The organism is Acinetobacter sp. CIP 101934 (assembly GCF_000369585.1).
Classification (GTDB): domain Bacteria; phylum Pseudomonadota; class Gammaproteobacteria; order Pseudomonadales; family Moraxellaceae; genus Acinetobacter; species Acinetobacter schindleri.
Genome location: NZ_KB850094.1, coordinates 1,908,059 through 1,928,503 on the forward strand (window position 1 = coordinate 1,908,059; position 20,445 = coordinate 1,928,503).

At 41.2% G+C, this 20,445-nt stretch carries 19 protein-coding genes and 1 pseudogene; 9 read left to right on the forward strand and 11 right to left on the reverse strand.

The features are described 5' to 3' along the window. Window positions 1-20 precede the first annotated feature (20 nt). Together kdsA and F899_RS09410 are read right to left on the reverse strand one after the other, a co-directional pair. Complete coding sequence (kdsA, locus tag F899_RS09405; protein ID WP_005222369.1) at window positions 21-878, reverse strand: 3-deoxy-8-phosphooctulonate synthase; 858 nt, start codon at window positions 876-878, stop codon at window positions 21-23. 30 nt (window positions 879-908) lie between these two features. After that, window positions 909-2,549, reverse strand: coding sequence for a CTP synthase (locus tag F899_RS09410; protein WP_005222370.1), 1,641 nt, complete (start codon window positions 2,547-2,549; stop codon window positions 909-911). 227 nt (window positions 2,550-2,776) lie between these two features. Here F899_RS09410 and F899_RS09415 point away from each other — a divergent pair, with 227 nt between their 5' ends. Then, window positions 2,777-3,211: a hypothetical protein gene (locus tag F899_RS09415; RefSeq protein WP_008304156.1), complete on the forward strand. Its 435-nt coding sequence runs from the start codon at window positions 2,777-2,779 to the stop codon at window positions 3,209-3,211. 25 nt (window positions 3,212-3,236) lie between these two features. Here the strand turns inward: F899_RS09415 and F899_RS09420 are convergent, their stop codons facing one another. The 3 genes from F899_RS09420 to F899_RS09430 all read right to left on the reverse strand — a co-directional run bounded on the left by F899_RS09420 (window position 3,237) and on the right by F899_RS09430 (window position 7,160). Next, window positions 3,237-4,385, reverse strand: a complete 1,149-nt coding sequence (locus F899_RS09420) for a YheT family hydrolase (RefSeq protein WP_034434246.1) — start codon at window positions 4,383-4,385, stop codon at window positions 3,237-3,239. Window positions 4,386-4,459: 74 nt separating this feature from the next. Then, window positions 4,460-4,864, reverse strand: a complete 405-nt coding sequence (locus F899_RS09425) for a nuclear transport factor 2 family protein (protein ID WP_005222372.1) — start codon at window positions 4,862-4,864, stop codon at window positions 4,460-4,462. Between the two features lie 271 nt (window positions 4,865-5,135). After that, window positions 5,136-7,160 carry an NADPH-dependent 2,4-dienoyl-CoA reductase gene (locus F899_RS09430; RefSeq protein WP_004815791.1) on the reverse strand — a complete coding sequence of 675 codons (2,025 nt, stop codon included), beginning with the start codon at window positions 7,158-7,160 and terminating at the stop codon, window positions 5,136-5,138. Window positions 7,161-7,327: 167 nt separating this feature from the next. Between F899_RS09430 and F899_RS09435 the strand changes: the two genes are divergently transcribed. From F899_RS09435 to F899_RS09450, 4 genes are all read left to right on the forward strand, one after another. Further along, window positions 7,328-7,879 (forward strand): PadR family transcriptional regulator, encoded by a 552-nt coding sequence (locus tag F899_RS09435; protein ID WP_005222373.1) that lies wholly within the window; start codon window positions 7,328-7,330, stop codon window positions 7,877-7,879. Window positions 7,880-7,903: 24 nt separating this feature from the next. Further along, the gene (locus F899_RS09440; protein WP_004893031.1) at window positions 7,904-8,833 is read left to right on the forward strand and encodes an alpha/beta fold hydrolase; all 930 of its coding nucleotides are present in this window, start codon (window positions 7,904-7,906) and stop codon (window positions 8,831-8,833) included. Window positions 8,834-8,850: 17 nt separating this feature from the next. Continuing rightward, window positions 8,851-9,558 carry an SIR2 family NAD-dependent protein deacylase gene (locus F899_RS09445; RefSeq protein ID WP_005222375.1) on the forward strand — a complete coding sequence of 236 codons (708 nt, stop codon included), beginning with the start codon at window positions 8,851-8,853 and terminating at the stop codon, window positions 9,556-9,558. Window positions 9,559-9,641: 83 nt separating this feature from the next. Further along, the gene (locus tag F899_RS09450) at window positions 9,642-10,541 is read left to right on the forward strand and encodes a LysR substrate-binding domain-containing protein (protein WP_005222377.1); all 900 of its coding nucleotides are present in this window, start codon (window positions 9,642-9,644) and stop codon (window positions 10,539-10,541) included. A gap of 341 nt (window positions 10,542-10,882) precedes the next feature. Here the strand turns inward: F899_RS09450 and map are convergent, their stop codons facing one another. Continuing rightward, window positions 10,883-11,677 (reverse strand): type I methionyl aminopeptidase, encoded by a 795-nt coding sequence (map, locus tag F899_RS09455; protein ID WP_005222379.1) that lies wholly within the window; start codon window positions 11,675-11,677, stop codon window positions 10,883-10,885. A 349-nt stretch (window positions 11,678-12,026) separates the two neighbouring features. On the opposite strand from map, the gene brnQ reads away from it, so the two are divergent. Both brnQ and F899_RS09465 read left to right on the forward strand, forming a co-directional pair. After that, the gene (brnQ, locus tag F899_RS09460) at window positions 12,027-13,313 is read left to right on the forward strand and encodes a branched-chain amino acid transport system II carrier protein (protein WP_005222381.1); all 1,287 of its coding nucleotides are present in this window, start codon (window positions 12,027-12,029) and stop codon (window positions 13,311-13,313) included. Between the two features lie 586 nt (window positions 13,314-13,899). After that, window positions 13,900-14,115: a hypothetical protein gene (locus F899_RS09465; protein WP_004893017.1), complete on the forward strand. Its 216-nt coding sequence runs from the start codon at window positions 13,900-13,902 to the stop codon at window positions 14,113-14,115. Window positions 14,116-14,222: 107 nt separating this feature from the next. Here the strand turns inward: F899_RS09465 and F899_RS09470 are convergent, their stop codons facing one another. Then, the gene (locus F899_RS09470) at window positions 14,223-14,681 is read right to left on the reverse strand and encodes a hypothetical protein (protein WP_005222384.1); all 459 of its coding nucleotides are present in this window, start codon (window positions 14,679-14,681) and stop codon (window positions 14,223-14,225) included. Window positions 14,682-14,797: 116 nt separating this feature from the next. Between F899_RS09470 and F899_RS09475 the strand changes: the two genes are divergently transcribed. Then, window positions 14,798-15,667, forward strand: a complete 870-nt coding sequence (locus F899_RS09475) for an alpha/beta hydrolase family protein (RefSeq protein ID WP_005222386.1) — start codon at window positions 14,798-14,800, stop codon at window positions 15,665-15,667. Window positions 15,668-15,701: 34 nt separating this feature from the next. Here F899_RS09475 and F899_RS09480 read toward each other — a convergent pair whose 3' ends face one another. Continuing rightward, on the reverse strand, window positions 15,702-16,712 hold the full coding sequence (locus tag F899_RS09480; RefSeq protein WP_005222387.1) for a sensor domain-containing diguanylate cyclase: 1,011 nt from the start codon (window positions 16,710-16,712) through the stop codon (window positions 15,702-15,704). A 202-nt stretch (window positions 16,713-16,914) separates the two neighbouring features. Here F899_RS09480 and F899_RS15425 point away from each other — a divergent pair. After that, a pseudogene (locus F899_RS15425) lies at window positions 16,915-17,562 on the forward strand (IS3 family transposase); the annotation flags it as partial. A gap of 348 nt (window positions 17,563-17,910) precedes the next feature. On the opposite strand, the gene gltS reads toward F899_RS15425, so the two are convergent. The 3 genes from gltS to F899_RS09500 all read right to left on the reverse strand — a co-directional run bounded on the left by gltS (window position 17,911) and on the right by F899_RS09500 (window position 20,311). Next, window positions 17,911-19,134 carry a sodium/glutamate symporter gene (gltS, locus tag F899_RS09490; RefSeq protein WP_005222389.1) on the reverse strand — a complete coding sequence of 408 codons (1,224 nt, stop codon included), beginning with the start codon at window positions 19,132-19,134 and terminating at the stop codon, window positions 17,911-17,913. A gap of 124 nt (window positions 19,135-19,258) precedes the next feature. Next, complete coding sequence (locus F899_RS09495; protein WP_005222393.1) at window positions 19,259-19,480, reverse strand: hypothetical protein; 222 nt, start codon at window positions 19,478-19,480, stop codon at window positions 19,259-19,261. Between the two features lie 9 nt (window positions 19,481-19,489). Beyond that, complete coding sequence (locus tag F899_RS09500; protein WP_005222395.1) at window positions 19,490-20,311, reverse strand: hypothetical protein; 822 nt, start codon at window positions 20,309-20,311, stop codon at window positions 19,490-19,492. Between the last annotated feature and the right edge of the window lie 134 nt (window positions 20,312-20,445).

Below are 20,445 nucleotides of genomic sequence, written 5' to 3' on the forward strand. Positions count from 1 at the left end.
ACGCATCAATGTGTATTGAATTAATGTGTATCTAGCTTTGCGAAACCTTTGACCAAGGTATCTAATTCTTTCAGCTGCGCCAGGAAAGGCTCAAGCTGTGACAGGCGCAATGCGCAAGGACCATCGCACTTGGCTTTTTCCGGATCCGGATGTGCTTCCAGGAACAGGCCTGCAAGACCTGTTGCCATACCCGCGCGTGCAAGTGTCGTGATCTGGGCACGACGACCACCAGCAGAGTCAGCACGACCGCCCGGAGTTTGCAGCGCATGGGTAACGTCAAAGAACACCGGGACATTCATCTCTTTCATGATGTCGAAGCCCAGCATGTCTACAACCAGATTGTTATAGCCAAATGCTGAACCACGTTCACAAAGAATCAGTTTGTCATTTCCTGCTTCCAGACACTTGTGCAGAATGTGGCGCATTTCATGTGGAGCAAGGAACTGGGCTTTCTTGATGTTGATGATGGCATCAGTTTTTGCCATTGCTTCAACCAGGTCAGTCTGACGACTTAAGAAAGCTGGCAACTGAATAATGTCGGCAACCTCTGCCACAGGAGCCGCTTGATACGGCTCATGTACATCGGTAATGATCGGCACATTAAAGTGTTTTTTAATGTCCGCTAACCACTCGAGACCTTTTTCCAGACCTGGGCCACGGAAAGAGTTCAAACTTGAACGGTTGGCTTTATCAAAACTTGCCTTGAATACGTATGGGATTCCCAAACGTTTACAGATATCTACATAAGTTTCTGCAATTTCAAAAGCCAGGTCTTTGGACTCGAGTACGTTCATCCCGCCGAATAGTACAAATGGCAAATGATTTGCCATTTGTATATCGCCTAAACATACAATCTCTTGTGGTTTTAACTGCGACATTTAAACTTCCTAGTTGTGTCCTGACACCGATTATTGCGCTTTTTGATGCTGTTTTTTCGCAGCGTCGATAAAGCCAGCAAATAATGGATGACCATCACGTGGTGAACTTGTAAATTCCGGGTGGAATTGTACCGCAATAAACCAAGGATGTTCAGGAATTTCAACAGTTTCTACTAAATGTTGTACTGGTGAATAACCAGAAATCTTCATGCCTTTCTCTTCCAGCACTGGGATATAACGGTTGTTCATTTCGTAACGGTGACGGTGACGTTCGATGATTTCATCAGAACCGTACACAGCAGCAGTCTTGGTCCCTGGTACCAGTTCAGACTTCTGTGCACCTAGACGCATGGTACCACCAAGGTCAGAATCTACAGAACGCTGTTGCACTTCACCACGCTCATCTAACCATTCAGTGATCAGACCAATCAATGGAGATTTGGTTGAACGGTTGAATTCAGTCGATGTTGCGTCAGCAATACCGGCAACGTTACGTGCATATTCAATTACTGCCAACTGCATACCCAAGCAGATGCCCAGGAACGGTACGCCATTTTCACGGGCGTATTTAATTGCCTGCATCTTGCCTTCAGTACCACGTTCACCGAAACCACCTGGAACCAGGATCGCGTCAGCATCTTTCAGCACTTCGCTTACATCCTGACTTTCAAGCTCTTCAGCATTAACATAGTCGATCTGAACTTTAACGCGATTTTGAATCCCTGCGTGTAAAAGTGCCTCATTCACAGATTTATATGCATCTGGAAGTTCAACGTATTTACCGACCATTGCAACACGTACGGTGTATTCAGGATTCAGTAAAGCTTCTACAACGTTATCCCAATCTGTTAAGTCAGCTTCAGGAAGGTCGTTATAACCAAAACGTTCACAGATTAAATCGTCAACATTTTGTTCATAGAAAGTACGTGGAATCTGATAAATCGTACGCGCATCTTTACATACGACAACTGCACGTGCTTCAACGTTAGTGAACAGTGCAATTTTACGCGTAGTATCTGCATCAACATCGTGTTCAGTACGACAGATCAGAATGTCTGGCTGAATACCAATCGACAGAAGTTCTTTAACAGAGTGCTGTGTTGGTTTGGTTTTTAATTCTGCTGCAGACTTAATGTATGGGAGTAACGTTAAGTGCATAAGCATCGTGCGCTTGTGACCAAGTTCAACCATTAACTGACGTACAGATTCCATGAATGGGAGAGATTCAATGTCACCTACTGTACCGCCGATCTCAACGATCGCAACGTCATAACCTTCACCAGCGCGAAGTACACGTTCTTTAATATTATCAGTAATGTGTGGAATAACTTGCACAGTACCACCCAGGTAGTCACCACGGCGTTCTTTATTCAGAACATCCTGGTAAACACGACCTGATGTGAAGTTATTCAGTTTGGTCATTTTCGCACGACGTAAGAAACGTTCGTAGTAACCCAAGTCTAAGTCTGTTTCAGCACCGTCTTCTGTAACAAAAACTTCACCATGTTGGAATGGGCTCATGGTCCCCGGATCGACATTAATGTATGGATCCATTTTTACCATGGTCACTTTTAAACCACGGGCTTCTAAAAGTGCAGCAACAGAAGCAGCTGAAATACCTTTACCTAGTGATGATACAACACCACCAGTAACGAAAATAAAATGGGTCATTGGGTTTCTCGTACAATCGAGCCTAAATAGGCCTGCAATGTTGCGCAATTTTACTTTACCTTGCACCTAGAAAGCAAAGTCAATCCGCATCAATTCAAAGAACAATAAACAATTGACTATTCTAGCAGCATTTCCGATAAAAAATTAGAGTAAGTTCAGATCATTTCTATCTGCTAATTTACTGCTATAATATTGTAATCCCCTCTACATTTACCTATGAAGTAATGATGAATAAGAAACTTTTAATCTGTGGCGCGCTTGCAACCGGACTTTTACTTACTGCATGTGTAAAGAAAGAAGCTCCAAAGGAAGAGGAACAGACTGAAGTTGCTGCAGCATCGGAAGCAACCCCAGTAGAACAGCCGAATTTCGAAACACTGGAACCAGCAGAACAAGATCAGCCTTTAATTGAGGAAATTCCTGAAACAGTTGAAGTGATTCGTGAAGAAACGCCGAATACCACAACTGAAATTCGTCGTGAAACTCGACCTGCTCAAAGTACTCCTGCTACAGCACCGGCAGCATCACAACCTGCTCAAGCACCAAACACCCAGGATTCTGAGACTGAATACAAGCCTAAAACCAATTCAGGTGCAGAACAGTCAGAGGATGATGCTGTGGCAGAAGCCATTGCAGCTGCTACGCCAGCACTTGAAAACTGATTATTTTTCAGTTAAAAAACCCAGCTTATGCTGGGTTTTTTAATGCTACGTATTCAGGTTCTGCTTCTTCTATTGCTGCCGCGGCCATAGAAAGCTGCTTCAGATACTGTGCCATAAGACGAGTAGCCCATGATTCAGTTCTGGTTAAGCCCTGATAAAAACCGCAATGACTGCCCCTTTTCGTAGTAACTACAATAATATTCGGCATGGCACGGATACGGTCTTTATATGGATGCAGATTATTAATATGACAGACTGGGTCGTCTTCTGCATTCAGAATCATCAATGGGATTTTGACATTTTCAAAGACATAAATTGGGTTCGTGGCTTTGGTATAGGTTTCATAGTCTTCATAGCCAGCCAACTGAAAATACAGCTTCTCAAAATCGGCCAGATTTTGAACGGAAAGAATCTGCTCCCAAGAAGGTATATTTTTCCAGGTGTCCTGATAAGGATGAATAAATTTTTTCAGTAATTTTTTAGCCATAACCTTGCTATAAAATGGATGCACATAAGCAAAACCACTTTCAGTGTTATAGCCCGGACACAGTGCAAAGGCTGCTTTGAGTGGGGTCTGTTCACCCTCTTCCCCCAGATAACGCACTAACAAACCTGTTCCAGCGGAAGAACCTATACCATATAGTTCGGATTGCGGGAATTTATCCTGAATATAAAGTAACTGTTCACGTAAATCCTGAGTGGAACCAAATAGGTTCATTTTCGGAACAGGCATCGGCAAATTGGCATGACCACGGCGTAAACATAATGCCACTCGCCAACCCGTATGCAGATGCAGATCTCTGACCAGCTCACCCATTGATTCTGGTGAACCGGTAATGGTATGCAGTAAAACAATCGTTGGCGTATCTACTGGCAGGTCGAGTCCATACCAGGCAATACCAGTGATTCCGCCATCAGACATGTTCAGCTGCTCAATTGCATCGTATTTTAGTTTGATGGTTTTCTTTTTGATCAGGTCAAAATACAGAATATGAGCATGCGCATTGCATAGCCACGGTGTAGGACGGTATTTTTGCTTTAATTGTGGTAAATGATCAATCAGGTTCTGAAATACACCATTCGGGTTGTAATATAAAGTAGGCGTGTCCGCACCAATTACACGGTCCAAATACTCACCTGAAAGCTGAACTACTTTTTTTATCAACATTTTCATTTGTCTTTCCATCCAGTTGTCCTTCAGTGACTTACAAATTTCATGCCGGGTTATATGATGGCTCCTGAATCAGACTAGTTTTGGAAGGCCATCATCCGCTGTCCCATTTGTGCAGCAAGCGCTTCAAGACCTGACTTCGGTCGAATCATCACTTCAAAGTCGATAATTTTGCCTTCATCATTGAACTGAATCATATCGATACCCTTTAATTTCTTATCCCCCACATTGGCAGAAAACTCAAGTACAACATGGTTACCGTCTTCTGAATAGAAAGTACGGTGATACGTAAAGTTCTCGAAGACCTGAATCACATTAGTCAGAATAAAAAAGACTACAGGCTTACCTGAGTATGGATTAAATGCCACTGGTGAACAAAATACCACTTCATCTGCCAGCAGTTCATTCAGAATATTCATGTCACGGCTTTCCAACATTTCGTGCCAGAATGCGAGTGAAGCTTTGGTGGTTTGTAGAGTCATTTTTGGGTCCTTTTTTGTTTTTTAATTTCCGCATATAAACGATAAAGATTGATGCTTTTAAATATGATATCCCTTCTGTTAGAAAGCAGTTTCCCTCTTTATTAAAGGTGAGAAGTACTACTTCGCAAGGAGGAGTCATATATTTAATAGTTAAATCCTCTCCCTAACCCTCTCCTTTATTAAAGGAGAGGGAAAATTACATATCCATTTGTTTACATCACTACAAATCTTGGTTTGCAAACAAAAAACGGAAATGCAGTTTTTAATATTTTTAAATCACTGCTGCCAATTCAGCACCTTGACGAATCGCGCGCTTGGCATCCAGTTCACCGGCTTCTTTAGCTCCCCCGATCAGATGCACGCTCTTGCCTGACTGTTTCAGTTCATCAAACATGGCAGTATAAGATTCCTGACCTGCACAGATGATGACATTATCTACTTCAAGCAACGTTGGCTGACCGTTGACTGTAATATGCAAGCCCTGATCATCCACTTTTTCATAGCTGACACCAGGGATCATTTTTACGTGGCGGTGTTTCAGACCTGTACGATGAATCCATCCGGTTGTTTTACCCAGGTCTGCGCCCACGGATTTTGCTTTACGCTGCATCAAGTAAATTTCACGACTTGGCTGCTCTACACTTGGCTGTTTTAAACCACCGACATTGTCATAATCGGTATCGATTCCCCACTCATCATAGAATTTCTGCGGATTGACGCTGCCACTTTCACCTTCATGGCTTAAATATTCCGCGGTATCAAAACCAATACCGCCTGCACCAATAATGGCGACATGCTGACCCACAGGCTTACGCTCTTTTAGTACATCCAGATAAGACAGCACTTTTGGATGATCAATGCCTGGAATATCCAGCTGACGTGGATTCACCCCAGTCGCTACGACGATTTCATCAAATTCTGAAGACAGCAGCTGCTCAAAAGTCGCTGTATGATTCAGTTTGAGCTGAATACGGGGTTGCAATTCGATCTGGCGTTTAAAGTAACGAATGGTTTCGTAGAATTCTTCTTTGCCCGGAACAGTTTTGGCAATATTAAACTGACCGCCAATCTGATTGGATGCCTCAAAGACAGTGACATGATGACCACGACCTGCAGCATAAATCGCGAAACTTAAACCAGCTGGACCCGCACCAATTACTGCAATATTTTTTGGTGTAGACACTTCTTTGAAAATCAGTTCAGTTTCATAGCAGGCGCGCGGATTGACCAGACAGGTCGCAATTTTCATCGAGAAAATATGATCCAGACAGGCCTGATTACAGCCAATACAGGTATTGATTTCATCACTACGGCCCTGCTCCGCCTTTACCACAAACTCTGCATCCGCCAGCATCGGCCGCGCCATGGAAACCATATCCGCATGACCGGCAGCCAGGACATATTCTGCCATTTCTGGAGTATTGATACGATTTGAGGTAATTAAAGGAACCTTGACTGAACCTTTTAGCTTTTCAGTTACCCAGGTAAAAGCTGCACGTGGCACTTTGGTCGCAATGGTTGGAATACGCGCTTCATGCCAGCCAATCCCTGTATTGATAATCGTTGCACCTGCTTTTTCGATTTCCTGTGCCAGCTGAATCACTTCTTCTAGCGTTGAACCACCTTCAACCAGATCCAGCATCGACAGACGATAGATGATAATAAAGTTCTCACCTACGCTTTCACGGGTCCGGCGCACAATTTCAATCGGGAAACGGATACGGTTTTCATAACTACCACCCCACTCGTCATCACGGTGGTTGGTACGTGCGGCAATAAATTCATTGATCAGATAGCCTTCTGATCCCATGATTTCTACACCATCATAACCGGCATATTGGGCTAAGCGTGCACAGTTGGCAAAATCATCAATAGTCTGCTGGACTTCACTCGAAGTTAAGGCATGCGGTTTGACCGGATTGATTGGTGCCTGAATCGCAGACGGCGCGACATTTTCAGCCTGATAGGAATAACGTCCGGTATGCAAAATCTGCATGGCGATCTTGCCGCCAGCTTCATGCACTGCTTGAGTAATTACCTTGTGCTTCTCAGCTTCTTCTATCGTATCGAGCTTGGAGCCACCTTGGAAAGTCACACCGTGATCATTTGGCGAAATGCCACCAGTCACAATCAGGGCCACACCCCCTTTGGCACGTTCAGCATAGAATGCCGCCATACGATCATAACCACCCGGGGCTTCCTCCAACCCGACGTGCATAGAACCCATCAGAACCCGGTTTTTTAATGTGGTAAAGCCCAGATCTAATGGGGCAAGTAAATGCGGATACTTTGACATTTCGACTCCTTAGCGTGCCTGTCAGCTGGCTATTTTTATATCGGCTGATGTGAAATTCCCCTCAGTCATCAGCTTTTATGCAACTTGTTGCATTAATTTATAGTTCAGAATTGATTTTTATGCAACATGTTGCATAATAATCTCGAGTCATTTTTCTTGAGACGTTTATGTCTTTATCGCATGTTCTATTGACCAGTTTACTGGAAAAACCAAGTACCGGTATTGAGTTAGGACGCCGTTTTGACCGTTCGATGGGCTTTTTCTGGAATGCCACCCATCAGCAGATCTATCGTGAACTGAATGCCATGTTACAAAAAGGCTGGATCTCCACCATAGAAGATGAAGACAGCGGTTCACGTAAAAAGACTTATCAGGTAGAACGTCCAGGACGTGAAGAACTGGCCAACTGGATGCTGGAACAAAGTCCACCGGCTCAACTACGTGAAGAATTGATGGTACGCTTACGTGCTGAAGCCCAAATGGGCAGCAATACTATTTTGCCAGAACTGGAAAGGCATCTAGAGTTGCACCGGGAAAAACTGAATATTTACCGACAGATTTTTGCCAAAGATTTTGCAACAGCTGACGAAAATAACCGCACACTGTATATTCATAAAATGATTCTGCAACTGGGTATCGATCTGGAAGTAGGCTGGATTAGCTGGTTAGAAATCATGATTCTAAAATTAAAACAATTTAATAATGCAGCTGCTGGCTAGCATATAAAAATAAGGACTCAGTCGATGTCATATTACAAAATGCCCGATGGCGAAATGCTTTTTGTACGCGAATATGGACAGGGTCAGCCGGTACTGGTGTTGTCCGGCCTGGGGATGTTGAGCTGGCAATGGGCGGCTTTCCTCTATCCGCATCGGCATCAGTTCAGATTTATTATTCCGGAGTGGCGCGGTTTTGGTGCTTCCAGTGATTGCAAGATTCCAGATATGGATGCGATTTCCAGTCACTGGCTGGATGTGCAGTCGGTAATCCAGCAATTACATCTTGATAAGGTGATGGTGATTGCATATTCCATGGGTGCTACTACGGCCATGCATGGTATGCACTATGCTGATTTCGCCGAGCATATCACTGCTTATCTGCATATTGACCAGACCCCAAAAATCCCGGTAGATGACAGTTGGGGCTATGGCCTGTTTGGTGAACATCATCCGGTATTTATTTCTATTCTGACCCAGATTTCAGAATTACTGGCACCACATCAGAATGTAAAATACATTAAAGATTTGGACAGTAACACTCGCCATCAGATTGCCAAACTTTGGCTGCAGTTTATTGGCTTGCAAAATAACAATAAATACAGCCTGAAAGCCTTTGAATGGATTATGAATCAGCCACGCCTGCAAAGTCTGCTATTACCATCAAACCGGGTCGACTATATGGCCTGGTATATCAATAATTATCTTTACCATCGAGAAGATTACCGTGCGGCGATTCAAAAACTAAAATGCCCGGTGACTTTCCTTAGCGGCTCACAATCCAAACTTTATCCAGTTGAAGGTCAAACCCTGATTACCCAAAGCATTCCACATGCCAAACAGGTACGTTTTGAAAAATCCGGGCATACTCCACTTTTGACTGAACCGGTAAAATTTAGCAAGGAAATCGCGGCATTCTTAAAAGCCAGTGCTAAGCACAGCAATCACGCAGCTTAGAGGAAAAAAGAAACAAAATGAAAAAACTGGTGGTCTTTTCTGGTGCAGGTATGAGTGCTGAAAGCGGAATCAATACCTTCCGCGACAGTGATGGTCTTTGGGAACAGCATCGCGTAGAAGATGTGGCAACACCAGAAGCATGGCGACGTGATCCCGAACTGGTACAGCGCTTCTATAATGAACGGCGCAAAAAGATTCTGGCTGCACAACCCAATGCTGCGCATCAAATGATTGCTGAATTGGAAGTTGCTTATGACATACATGTGATTACCCAGAATATTGATGATCTACATGAACGTGCTGGAAGTTCAAAAGTCATTCACCTGCATGGCAATATCCGGCTGGCAAAAACGTCTGGACCAAAAGCGCAATACACCACCGAGTTTTATCCAATTGATGGAGCTGAACTGGATCTTAATAAACACCTCTGTACGGATGGCTATCCACTGCGTCCGCATGTTGTATGGTTTGGTGAAGCTGTACCTGCTTATGCAGAAGCACAGGACTGTGTGCAGAATACTGATATTTTTATTGTGATTGGTACCAGCTTGCAGGTTTATCCGGTTGCTGGCTTGATTCATGAGATTCCATCAAATTGCAGCGCTTACTATATTGATCCTAAAGCCAATCAGCAGCACTTACCTCCTCAATTTGAGAAAATTGCCATGACTGCTACCCAAGGCATGCAATATCTGAAAGATAAATTGCTCAATGAAGCTAGATAGTCAATAAAAAGACAAAGTCAGCATTGACACATTGCAACAATAATTCTTTAATCACCTTATTGTTGCGTATATGGAATGAACTCATGCTGACAGATCTGGATGACTTTTATTGTTTTGCCCAAGTGGTGGAACATGGTGGCTTTAGTGCAGCAGAACGCGCCACTGACATTCCCAAATCCAAACTCAGTCGCCGGGTTTATAATCTGGAAGAACGTCTTGGTGTTCGGCTAATTCAACGTAGCTCACGTCATTTTGCTGTGACTGATATCGGTATGAATATTTACCGTCATGCCCAGGTTATGCTCAGTGCCGCCCAAGCCGCCCATGATCTGGTCGATCATCTCAGTACTGAACCACGCGGCATTATTAAACTCAGCCTGCCAGTATCCATTGCACAAAACGAAATCGCGCGAATTCTCCCTGCATTCCTGAAACAATATCCTGAAATCAAAATTCAGATGATGGTCACAAATCGTCGTGTGGATATCATCAATGAAGGTTTTGATATTGCCCTACGTGTCCGTTCCAGTCTGGATGATGATCCAAATCTGGTGATTCGCCAGTTTGACCAGATCGAACAGCATCTATTTGCCAGTCAGGGCTATCTAAATGAATTTGGTCATCTGAAAAATCCGGAAGAATTGTCCGAGCATAAAATCCTGAGCATGGCGGATGAACATACTGAACAGTTTTTGATATTGCACAATAATATGCAACAACAGAAAAAGATTCGCGTTATGCCAACAGTGCTTGGCTCCGATCTGAGTATGCTGGCACAACTGGCTACTTCAGGCTGTGGTATTACCCTGTTACCTGATAACGTCGTGCAGCAATATGTCGAACGTGGTGAACTGGTACGTGTACTTCCAGAATGGAAAGCAGCACATGGTATTTTCCATATGGTTTATCCGTCACGTCGTGGCTTGTTACCTGCTGTTCGGGTCTTTATCGATTATCTGGTTGAGCACCTGCATCACAACTAATATGAATTTGTACTTATTAATAAATAGGTAAAAAAAAGCTCATCTAAGGAGGATGAGCTAGTCAGAGTCACTACAGCATTAAGGGGCAACAATATTTACTCTATAAATCAAAAAATATATTGCTCTCTTATTTCTTAAATTATATGTGAACTAATAAATAAAAGAGATTGATACAAGATATCTATCTAACTCATATAAATATAGAGAATGAATCTCATTTGCACCACTGCAAGTCGTAGTATTTTGTATCGTTTTGAAAACGTATGTGTATGCTCATTTACAATTAAAAAACACTGATTTTTTAAAAATCAGTGTTTCACAATCAGAGATTTGTCTTTTATTTAAATTGTAGGATAAGAGCCCGTGCTTTCTGGCCATGGAGATAACAATTCAAAGCCAGTGTCAGTCACATAAACCATATGCTCCCACTGCGCAGATAACGATTTATCTGCAGTCACCACTGTCCAGCCATCTTTAAGTTCTTTAACACGCGCTTTACCCAGATTCACCATTGGCTCAATAGTGAATACCATGCCTTTTTTTAGCACCAGACCCTGACCCGGTTGACCATAGTGCAAAATGTTTGGCTGTTCATGGTACACCTTACCTATGCCATGACCACAGTATTCGCGTACGATACTATAACCTTCGCGATGTGCCACAGACTGGATTGCATAACCGATATCACCCAAGGTTGCACCCGGTTTAACCGCATGAATACCGGCGACCATTGCTTCATAAGTGGTTTCAACCAGTTTTTTTGCTTCAGCCGAAGGCGTACCAACATAGTACATTCGACTGGTATCACCAAAATAGCCATCTTTAATAATCGCAACATCGATATTGATGATATCGCCGTCTTTTAATACGGTAGTTGCTGATGGAATGCCATGACACACCACTTCATTGGGTGAAATGCAGGTAGTCTTGGTATAACCGTAATAACCCACATTCGCCGGAATGACTTGGAGTTTATTCACAATAAAATCATTACAGATGTCATCCAGGTATTCTGTCGTGACACCCGGCTTCACATGCTCTCCGATCATTGCTAAAACCTCAGCAGCCAGACGGCCCGATATACGAAGTTTTTCGATATCCTGTTCAGTTTTAAGACTTATCGTCGAAGCTCTCATGTGTTCATCCTCTTGGTCAATCCTTGAATTATAGACCCTTTTTCTGAAAGATGCGGTAAATTCCTCCAATAACAGCGATCGGAAAATGTATATTTAAAATATGTATTGCTTATAGATTAAACAAATAAAACTATTCAGGATTTTTTAGAAATATTGATAATTTATGATGATTTTTACAATTTATAAATTTATTTGATTGAATTCATAAATTTATTTTCACCAAAGTTCTACCTATCAGTTAAACAGAAAATTACTCAAGGAAATTCATCGAAGCTCAAACCAAAATGTGCTCCAAAAATCAGCATATTTCCTTTAAAATCGCTTTCTTTTGTTCGTTTATTCTCCCTCTATGACAAGTCTCCGTACTCGGGATATTGTTGCCTTAGGTTTTATGACCTTTGCACTGTTCATCGGTGCCGGCAACATTATCTTTCCACCGATTGTGGCTCAACAAGCCGGTGAGCATGTATGGTTAGCTGCTCTAGGTTTCCTGGTTACTGCAGTTGGCCTGCCTGTTATCACCATCGTGGCACTGTCTCGTGTTGAAGGTTCAATCCAGATCTTAAGTTCACCTTTAGGTAAAGCTGCAAGTCTTTTACTGACCGTAGTTTGTTATCTCACTGTTGGACCTTTATTCGCAACGCCACGTACTGCAACCGTTTCCTACGAAATTGGTTTCTCCTCTTATTTTGGCAATGAGCCAAGTAATCTGCTGATCTATAGCGTGATCTATTTTGCTGTGGTGACATTGGTTTCACTGTATCCAAATAAAATTCTGGATACTGTGGGTTACTTCCTGTCTCCATTGAAAATTATCGCCTTGGTCATTTTAGGGGTGGCCGCAGTTCTTATTCCTGCCAGTAACCCACCTGCTGCGATTGGTAATTATGTTTCTAGCCCGGTCACTGAGGGCATCGTCAATGGTTATCTGACCATGGATACTTTGGGTGCCTTGGTCTTTGGTATCGTGATTGTGCGTGCAATTACTTCTCGTGGGGTCACTGACCGTAAGCTGATTACCAAATATGCGGTAAATGCTGCCATTATTTCCGGGATCGGCCTAACCTTGGTTTACCTCAGCCTGTTTAAATTGGGTCTGGGTAGTCATGAAGTTGCCCCAAATGCTGCCAATGGTGCGATTATTCTGCATGCTTATGTACAACATGCCTTTGGTGATATGGGTGCCTATTTCCTTGCAATCATGATCTTTGTTGCCTGCATGGTAACTGCGATCGGCCTGACCTGTGCATGTGCTGAATATTTCTCATCGATTACTCGTTTACCATACAAAGCCTTTGTATTTGTTCTGGTTGGCTTCTCGCTGGTGATTTCAAACCTCGGTTTGACCAAACTGATTGCCGTTTCTGTGCCTGTACTGAGCGCGATTTATCCGCCTGCAATTGCAGTGATCCTGCTGAGCTTCTGTGGACATTTCTTTAAAAAGCCTGCTCAAGTTGTTGCACCAACCACACTGGTTGCATTTATTTTCGGTATATTTGATGGTCTTAAAGTTGCCGGATTTGATTTACCTGCTGCACTTCAGAATTTGCCGCTTTCTGAGCAAAACATGGCATGGCTTATCCCAGCCCTGATTGTTCTCGTGATTTCAGCTGTGATTGACCGTATCAGAAACTAATCTTTCTGCGCAGTGTCAATAAATCGTCTTTTTACCCAGAATACGATTTAAGCGTGATCAATAATTGTCAGGTTTTACCCAAACGGACATTTATTGGTTCAATTCACTGCATGAATATCAGTAAGCAAGCGTTCAGTTAAAAGTAGATAAAAATTTAGCTGATACACAATTTAACCATTCGTTTAGCTAAACTACCCTAATCATTTCCAAAATTATTCAATTTCATTTACTTATATCAATATTCTAACAAATTTTATAATTCTTCAGCATCCCGTATACACGTGCTTACATTCTCTGCCGAGTAAACTACATATTATGGCGTAAAATTTGCATTTTTCCGCTTGTGCCATTTAAATTTTATCACCCAGCACTGCCTTAAATCCTAATTTAAACATTTAAATGGTCCAGGTAAATTGCTGTACTTTGATAATTTTTATAGCTCTACGACTAAAGTTGCTGTATTTCACCAGAACAGTCATCCGGAGCTATTGAAAAGTTCTAATATTCGAAGTACAACTGTATGTTCAATTCTGATCAATCCACTCAGTTTTGGACATCAATAACACTAAAAATAGGAGGGATGGAGATGTTATCAGTACATTTCAAAAAGCAAGTCTTCATTGACGCTCTTAAAGCCAATTCTAACCTTGTGGTGTTTCTAAGCACCACCTTTGCGCTAATGTTGACTTTAATCGTTCACTGCGTAATTCAAGGCAATTTAAAGCCAGAGTATTTAGCGTATGCGCTGATCGTCTCGGCTGCATTTTACCTATGGGTGGTCATTGACCAGAAATATCGCTAATCAACCTTGATGTTGAACCACATGGATGAATTCGCCACTCATCCATGTGGTAGAAGAAAAAAAAGTCCAATTCAAGTATTTCTCCTTCTAATCAGAATAAAAATAATCTAAAACAGCCCCTGTGTTGCGCCCCAAAGTAAGATTCCTGTTCCACCTAGTTCTGCCACAATTAACCCGATCATCGCCAAAGTCATTAATATGCCCGGTAACTGAACCTTGCCCAATTGATGCGGTTTTTTGAATTGGTTGGTGGTGTCTTTTAGGATGCCATGCAGAATATAAACCCCAATTGAGAAGCTGAAAAAAGCCAGATTCAATACTACACAGATCAGATTTATAGTCTCTGAAAATTGAGAATAATAAGCCAATACCGCAAGAATTATTGCTGCTGGTGCATACAGTAAGCTGCTACGATGGGCAATATCGACATAATAATGTGCCCGTGACTGGGCTGAATTGCGGATCTGCAGATATTTCCACACTCCTGTCAACATCCCTACCCATAAGAAAATTCCACTAAATAAAATTGCCAGTTTAACTGCCAGATTAAGCTCGATTAGCTGCATATCCTAATTCCATTATGTTCATTATTTTGACTTTTTAGTCATGTTTTAAAACCGCTCCTGCCCGGAACTGGTGTAGATTAATTCTTGATAATGATCCCAAAAATATAGTGTAGCGCATGTCCGAATTTGAAACATTGACCATTAAGTGCAAGGATGGCTATCCATTGACAGCACGTTTTTACGCCACCAATGCAGCTAGCCGAAAAGCTTTACCTATACTAATCTGCCCGGCGACCGGAATTACAGCAAAGTTCTATCACAGTTTTAATGTGTGGCTTCAGGCACAAGGATATGATGTATTGTGTTTTGACTTTCGCGGTATTGGTCAGTCCCTGAATGGTTCTTTAAAAAAATCTAAAGCCAGCATCGTGCAATGGGGACAGTTAGATATTCCCGCTGCGATTGACGCTTTGAGAGATAAAACCAAAGCTGAACAAGTCATTTTGGTCGGTCATAGTGCTGGTGGGCAGTTACTCGGGATCGTACCGAACTATGACAAAGTAGCCAAAGTTATAGCTGTATCTGGCTCAACCGGTCATGTGAAAGGCTTAAAAGGTCGAACCAAACTACTTGCTCCTGTGATGTTTGATGTAATTTTTCCACTGTCACGTTTTACGCTGGGTTATGGACCGACCAGCAAGATTGGTATGGGGGAAAACCTGCCTAAAGATGTGGCTAAACAGTGGGCGCAGTTCTGTAGTAAACCGGGTTATATTCTCAATGCGATTGGTAATACAGTTGCAAAGACAGCAAATCACCATGAACAGATCACTTGCCCGATTACGGTACTGTGGAGTTCGGATGATGAAATTGCCACTGAAGCCAATGTCAAAGATTTGATCCGTTTATATCCAAACGCCCAAACCAGTCATAAAGAACTTAAACCTTCCTCTTTTGGACATAAAGCGATTGGTCATATGTTGATGTTTAAACGTAGCCATCAGAATTTATGGCCTGTGATTGAGCGGGAAATGGCTTCAATCTAATGCTTTTTCAACTTGTTGATTTATACTATCAGGCCTATAAGCCAACCTGATGGTTTTTATTTATGCCCTGTTGCTTACGTTGGTGTTTTTGCGCATACATGCGTAAATCGGCACACTCTAATAATGTCTCAATTTCCACACCGTCTTCAGGATAAACTGACAGCCCGATACTTAGACCAATCTGTAAGCTCATTTCTTCAAAATTAAAAACTGCATCACAGGCTTGAGAAATATCTTGCATCGTTAATAGAGCCTGATTTCGGTCAGTATTCATGTCTAAAATAAGTGCAAACTCATCCCCACCCAGCCGAGCTATGACAACCTCATCGTCTAGTGTTGCTTTTAGTCGTGTTGCAATTTCTTTTAATGCTGCATCTCCTACTCGATGCCCATACTGATCATTAATTGATTTCAGTCTATCCATATCCAGCATACAAACGTTTAGTGATTGCTGTTCCGCCTGGTTCATGCGTTGCCGTAGACAATCTAAAAATAATGCCCGATTGGCAAGTCCGGTTAGACTATCTTGAGTTGCCATTTTATATAATACTTGTGCATCAAATTTGGTGGCATGATACATCGCTGCGGCAAATGTTTCGGACATCAAGCTTAATAATTTTAAATCACGAAGTTTAAATGCTGCAACTTGATCAGAATAGATTTTAAGTACACCGACTACTTCATTGGCATGAATTAAAGGCACGACTGCCATAGAGCGTAGGCCGACTCGATGACAAGCTTGACGATCTACCCGTGGATCATTTTCACAATCTTCACAATATAAAATACGGTTTTCTGCGATACATAAGCCGGACAAGCTATTCTCTCTTGCAAGGCGTAAACCCAATAAATATGCTGCCCCGCCCGACACTGCGCGATAGACCATATCTTCGTCTTCATCCAATTCCACCACAGCACCTTGAGCACCAGTAATCTGTTGAATTTTATCTGCAATCAGTGTCATTACTGCATTCAGATCATGGCCTAGTTTTATAATTTCTGTTTGGGTATGAATGACGGATAAAAGCTGTTCTTGGGTTGGCATCAATGCGCTTTAAGATTGAAAAATAGCCGCTATTCTAAGAACTCGGTCAGGCTTTGTATAGCAAACTTTTGATGTTATTGTTTAATTTAAAAGCAATTCTTTTCATTTAAATTTTAGAAATATAATCTCTCTCAACCTTTTGAACCGTACCGGGTTTGTCGGAGACCAACTTTCCTGAGATGAGAAGCATCGCTTCGCAAGGGAACATCGAGCGAAACGAGATCTGCATGACCTGCATCATGCTGAACAAATTAAACGAATTTGGAAAGAAAGTTCGAGGCGGTATGGCGTTCGTAAAGTCTGGCAAAAACTGAAACGTGAAGGTTATATTATTGCACGCTGTACAGTTGCTCGATTGATGCAAAAGCTTGAAATACAAGGTTGTATGGCGTGATAAGAATAAACAAACCACCCGTAGCCGAGATGATCAAAAACAAGCGGATGACTTGGTAAAACGCAATTTTAATACTGATCATGCAAACCCTTGCGAAGCAGTGCTTCTCAGGTCGCTGACTTCACGTATATTCAAACTCATTCAGGTTGGGTCTAAACCGCATTTATTATTGGTGTGTTTTCATGTGCAATTGTTGGCTAGAAAGTATCGACACGTAAGAATACAGATATGGTGCTTGATGCACTGGCTGAAACGGTGAATGGCTGATACAAAACAGAGGTGATTGAATATTTAAATGCAGATTGGCAAGGTTTAGTAGATGTACAACTTATGACATTAAATTGGGTGGATTGGTTTAATAAAGAACGTGTACCTAGTGCGCTAGGTTATGTGCCACCTTTTGAGTTTGAAACAATGTTCGATGATAAGATTAACCTGTTAGGTCAGGTAGCTTAACTTAAATAAAAAAGTCTCCGACAAACCCGGTACGGTTCACTTTTGATTGAAATTGGTACGGCTCAGTATCCGAACCTTTGCTGGCAGAGAATGTAGAAATCATCTTCAATATTAAGCTAAAGTATTTAAATTGAATTTTATAGTTTGAACAAACTTAAATTAAAATGATGTTCCTACATTGAATCATTTTAAACAGTTGATGTTTCATTATCTTTTACTGGAGATTTATGTTTTAATGCTTACAGTATGAGATGAGCCTCTTACAGTATGTACCTTAGATGTGCATACGACTAGCCCCTAACCATGGGGCTTTTTCATGTCTGCATGATATTAAAGTCGTATCAACCTTTAACCAAAAAATGCAATGATGCTCTGAATCACCACAGCATTCACAATATCAATAAAAAATGCACCACACAGCGGCACGATTAAAAAGGCTTTATGTGATGGACCATAGCTATTGGTTACTGCCTGAATATTTGCAATTGCGGTCGGTGTTGCCCCCATACCAAAACCACACTGCCCTGCCACCAATACCGCTGCATCGTAATTTTTCCCCATAATTCTAAAGGTCACAATTGCAGTAAATAGGATCAATACCGCTGTCTGTACCAATAAAATCGTAATAAGCGGGCCTGCCAGATCGGCCAATAACCAGAGTTGCAGTGACAGTAAAGCCATAGATAAATATAAGGATAATGATGCATTCCCAAATACATCAATGGCGCGATCAAAGATATCAACTTTTAGCACATGCTCCAGGATGTTACGTACAATCACTCCTGTCCCTAAAGCCCAAACAAAGGTTGGCAGTTCAAACCATCTTCCCTGACTGATTTCTGTCATCTGATTGGCGACAAAAATACATAAGGCAAACATCCCCAAAGTTGATACCGCATTACTGGCTGTGATCAGTCGGGTCTTCTTTGGATATTCAAAGGGTGCGGTGTTAATGTTAGCATCGAGTTGCTGTTCATTGGTTTCCTGCGCCACTGTTTCAGCCAGTTGATTGCGTTTAATCAGGTATTTGGCAACCGGACCACCGACAAGTCCACCAATAATTAATCCAAAGGTAGCACTTGCCATACCAAGGACAATTGCGCCCTGGATTCCATGTTGAGTTTCCAGAACCTCACCCCAGGCACCGGCAGTACCATGTCCACCCGTTAAAGTAATCGAGCCGACAATCAGTCCAATTAATGGATCAAGTCCAAGTGCTGTTGCTAAACTCATGCCAACCGCATTTTGTACGACTACAAATAAAATGACACAGACCAGAAAGATCAAAAGGGATTTTCCGCCTTCTTTGAGCTTCAAAAAGTCAGCACTTAAACCAACGGAGGTAAAGAACATCAGCATCAGGATGGTTTGAATCTCTGAATTAAATGTGGCACTGATATTAAAAAATTTATAGAGAATAAAAGCCGCAATCGCTGCGACTAAACCGCCGATCACGGGTTCAGGTAAATTATAGTTTCTAAAGAAGCCAATTTTACTAACCAGATACCGCCCAATAAAAAGAAAAAATACTGCAATTACCAAGGTGCCAAAGGCATCGATTTCATAATTCATAACATTCCCTATTGGCTTTATTTTTATACAGTTTTAGGAAAAAAGTATGAAAAATCAATTTTAGAAATGTTATGCAAGTTACTGTTTCTAGTAATTGTTTAATTTACAGCCTGAATGGATTCAATTAATGCGGTGCAATATCATAGACCCAGTTGCGTGCTTGCTGGTCAGTCGTAGTTTCACAAACATAATAATCATGATCCCAAGCATCTTGATGGAAGATTTCCTTTTTATGGTAATTCACCTGTTTACCATTTTCGACGCAGACAAAGCTGTCGCCTTGGTCTTTGACTTGTGTTCCATTAAGGAAACCACCAATACAGAGGAATCGGGATTGTTTGGGCATGTACTTACATCAACTTCTTTGAATTTTTAAATCACTAGGTAAATCACTATAATTTTTTCTAGCTGCCGTTGTTATTTTTTGGATATTAATAATATCAACATTATTTTTTTCACCATTAACAAAACTTCGTAAAGAGTTTAAAGTTTTTTCAGCAAAATAATTATGCCAAACAAACATATGCTCATCGCCATACTCTTCAAATGATTTTTTGGAATCTGGTAAGTATTTAATAATTGACTTTACAATTTCATTATTCTCTTTCCTTAAAAATTCAGTAGTTTTATCTTTAAATGCAGTTATTAGAATTATTGCAAAAAATGTGATTCCTTGAAAAATACGTAAATTATTTAAACTCTCACTATCCAAATAGAGATCTAAAAAGTTAACGTCCAACTCTTTTACTTCACGCAAAATATTTTCAATATTACAATCTCGAAATAACTGTTCACTCATTCCTTGTAATTCTAGCTCTCTTTTTTCAGCATATATTTTCTTAAAATTAAGCCTTATTAAGATCTCAATAAGTAAATTTGTTTTTTTAAGCACTTTTATTAATTTTAGACAATCTTCCGCAGCAATTAATTGCTTATCATTCCTTACTTTTGAACGATTTGCTTCTAAATCAGTTAAATAACTATTTATTAATGCAATATGACTTTCTTTTTCTCTTATCGATTGTCTGAATTCTTCCATTTCTTTTTCAAATTTAATATTAATTTTCTTTTCATAATATTTAAGAATAATATCTTTAGAAAAATATCCAATGCCTACAAGAACGCCTGCAGATCCTAATGTACTAAAAAACCAAACTGATAAATTTGATAATTCCATTAATAATTATGCTCAAAAAAATAAGGGCTGATTACTCAGCCCTTATCTTAAACTACTTATTGCTTAATTTTCAAAGTAAATCATAGATTTACCCTTGCGCTCGGGAAAAGCCTTTCGACTTTTCTCCTCCTCGC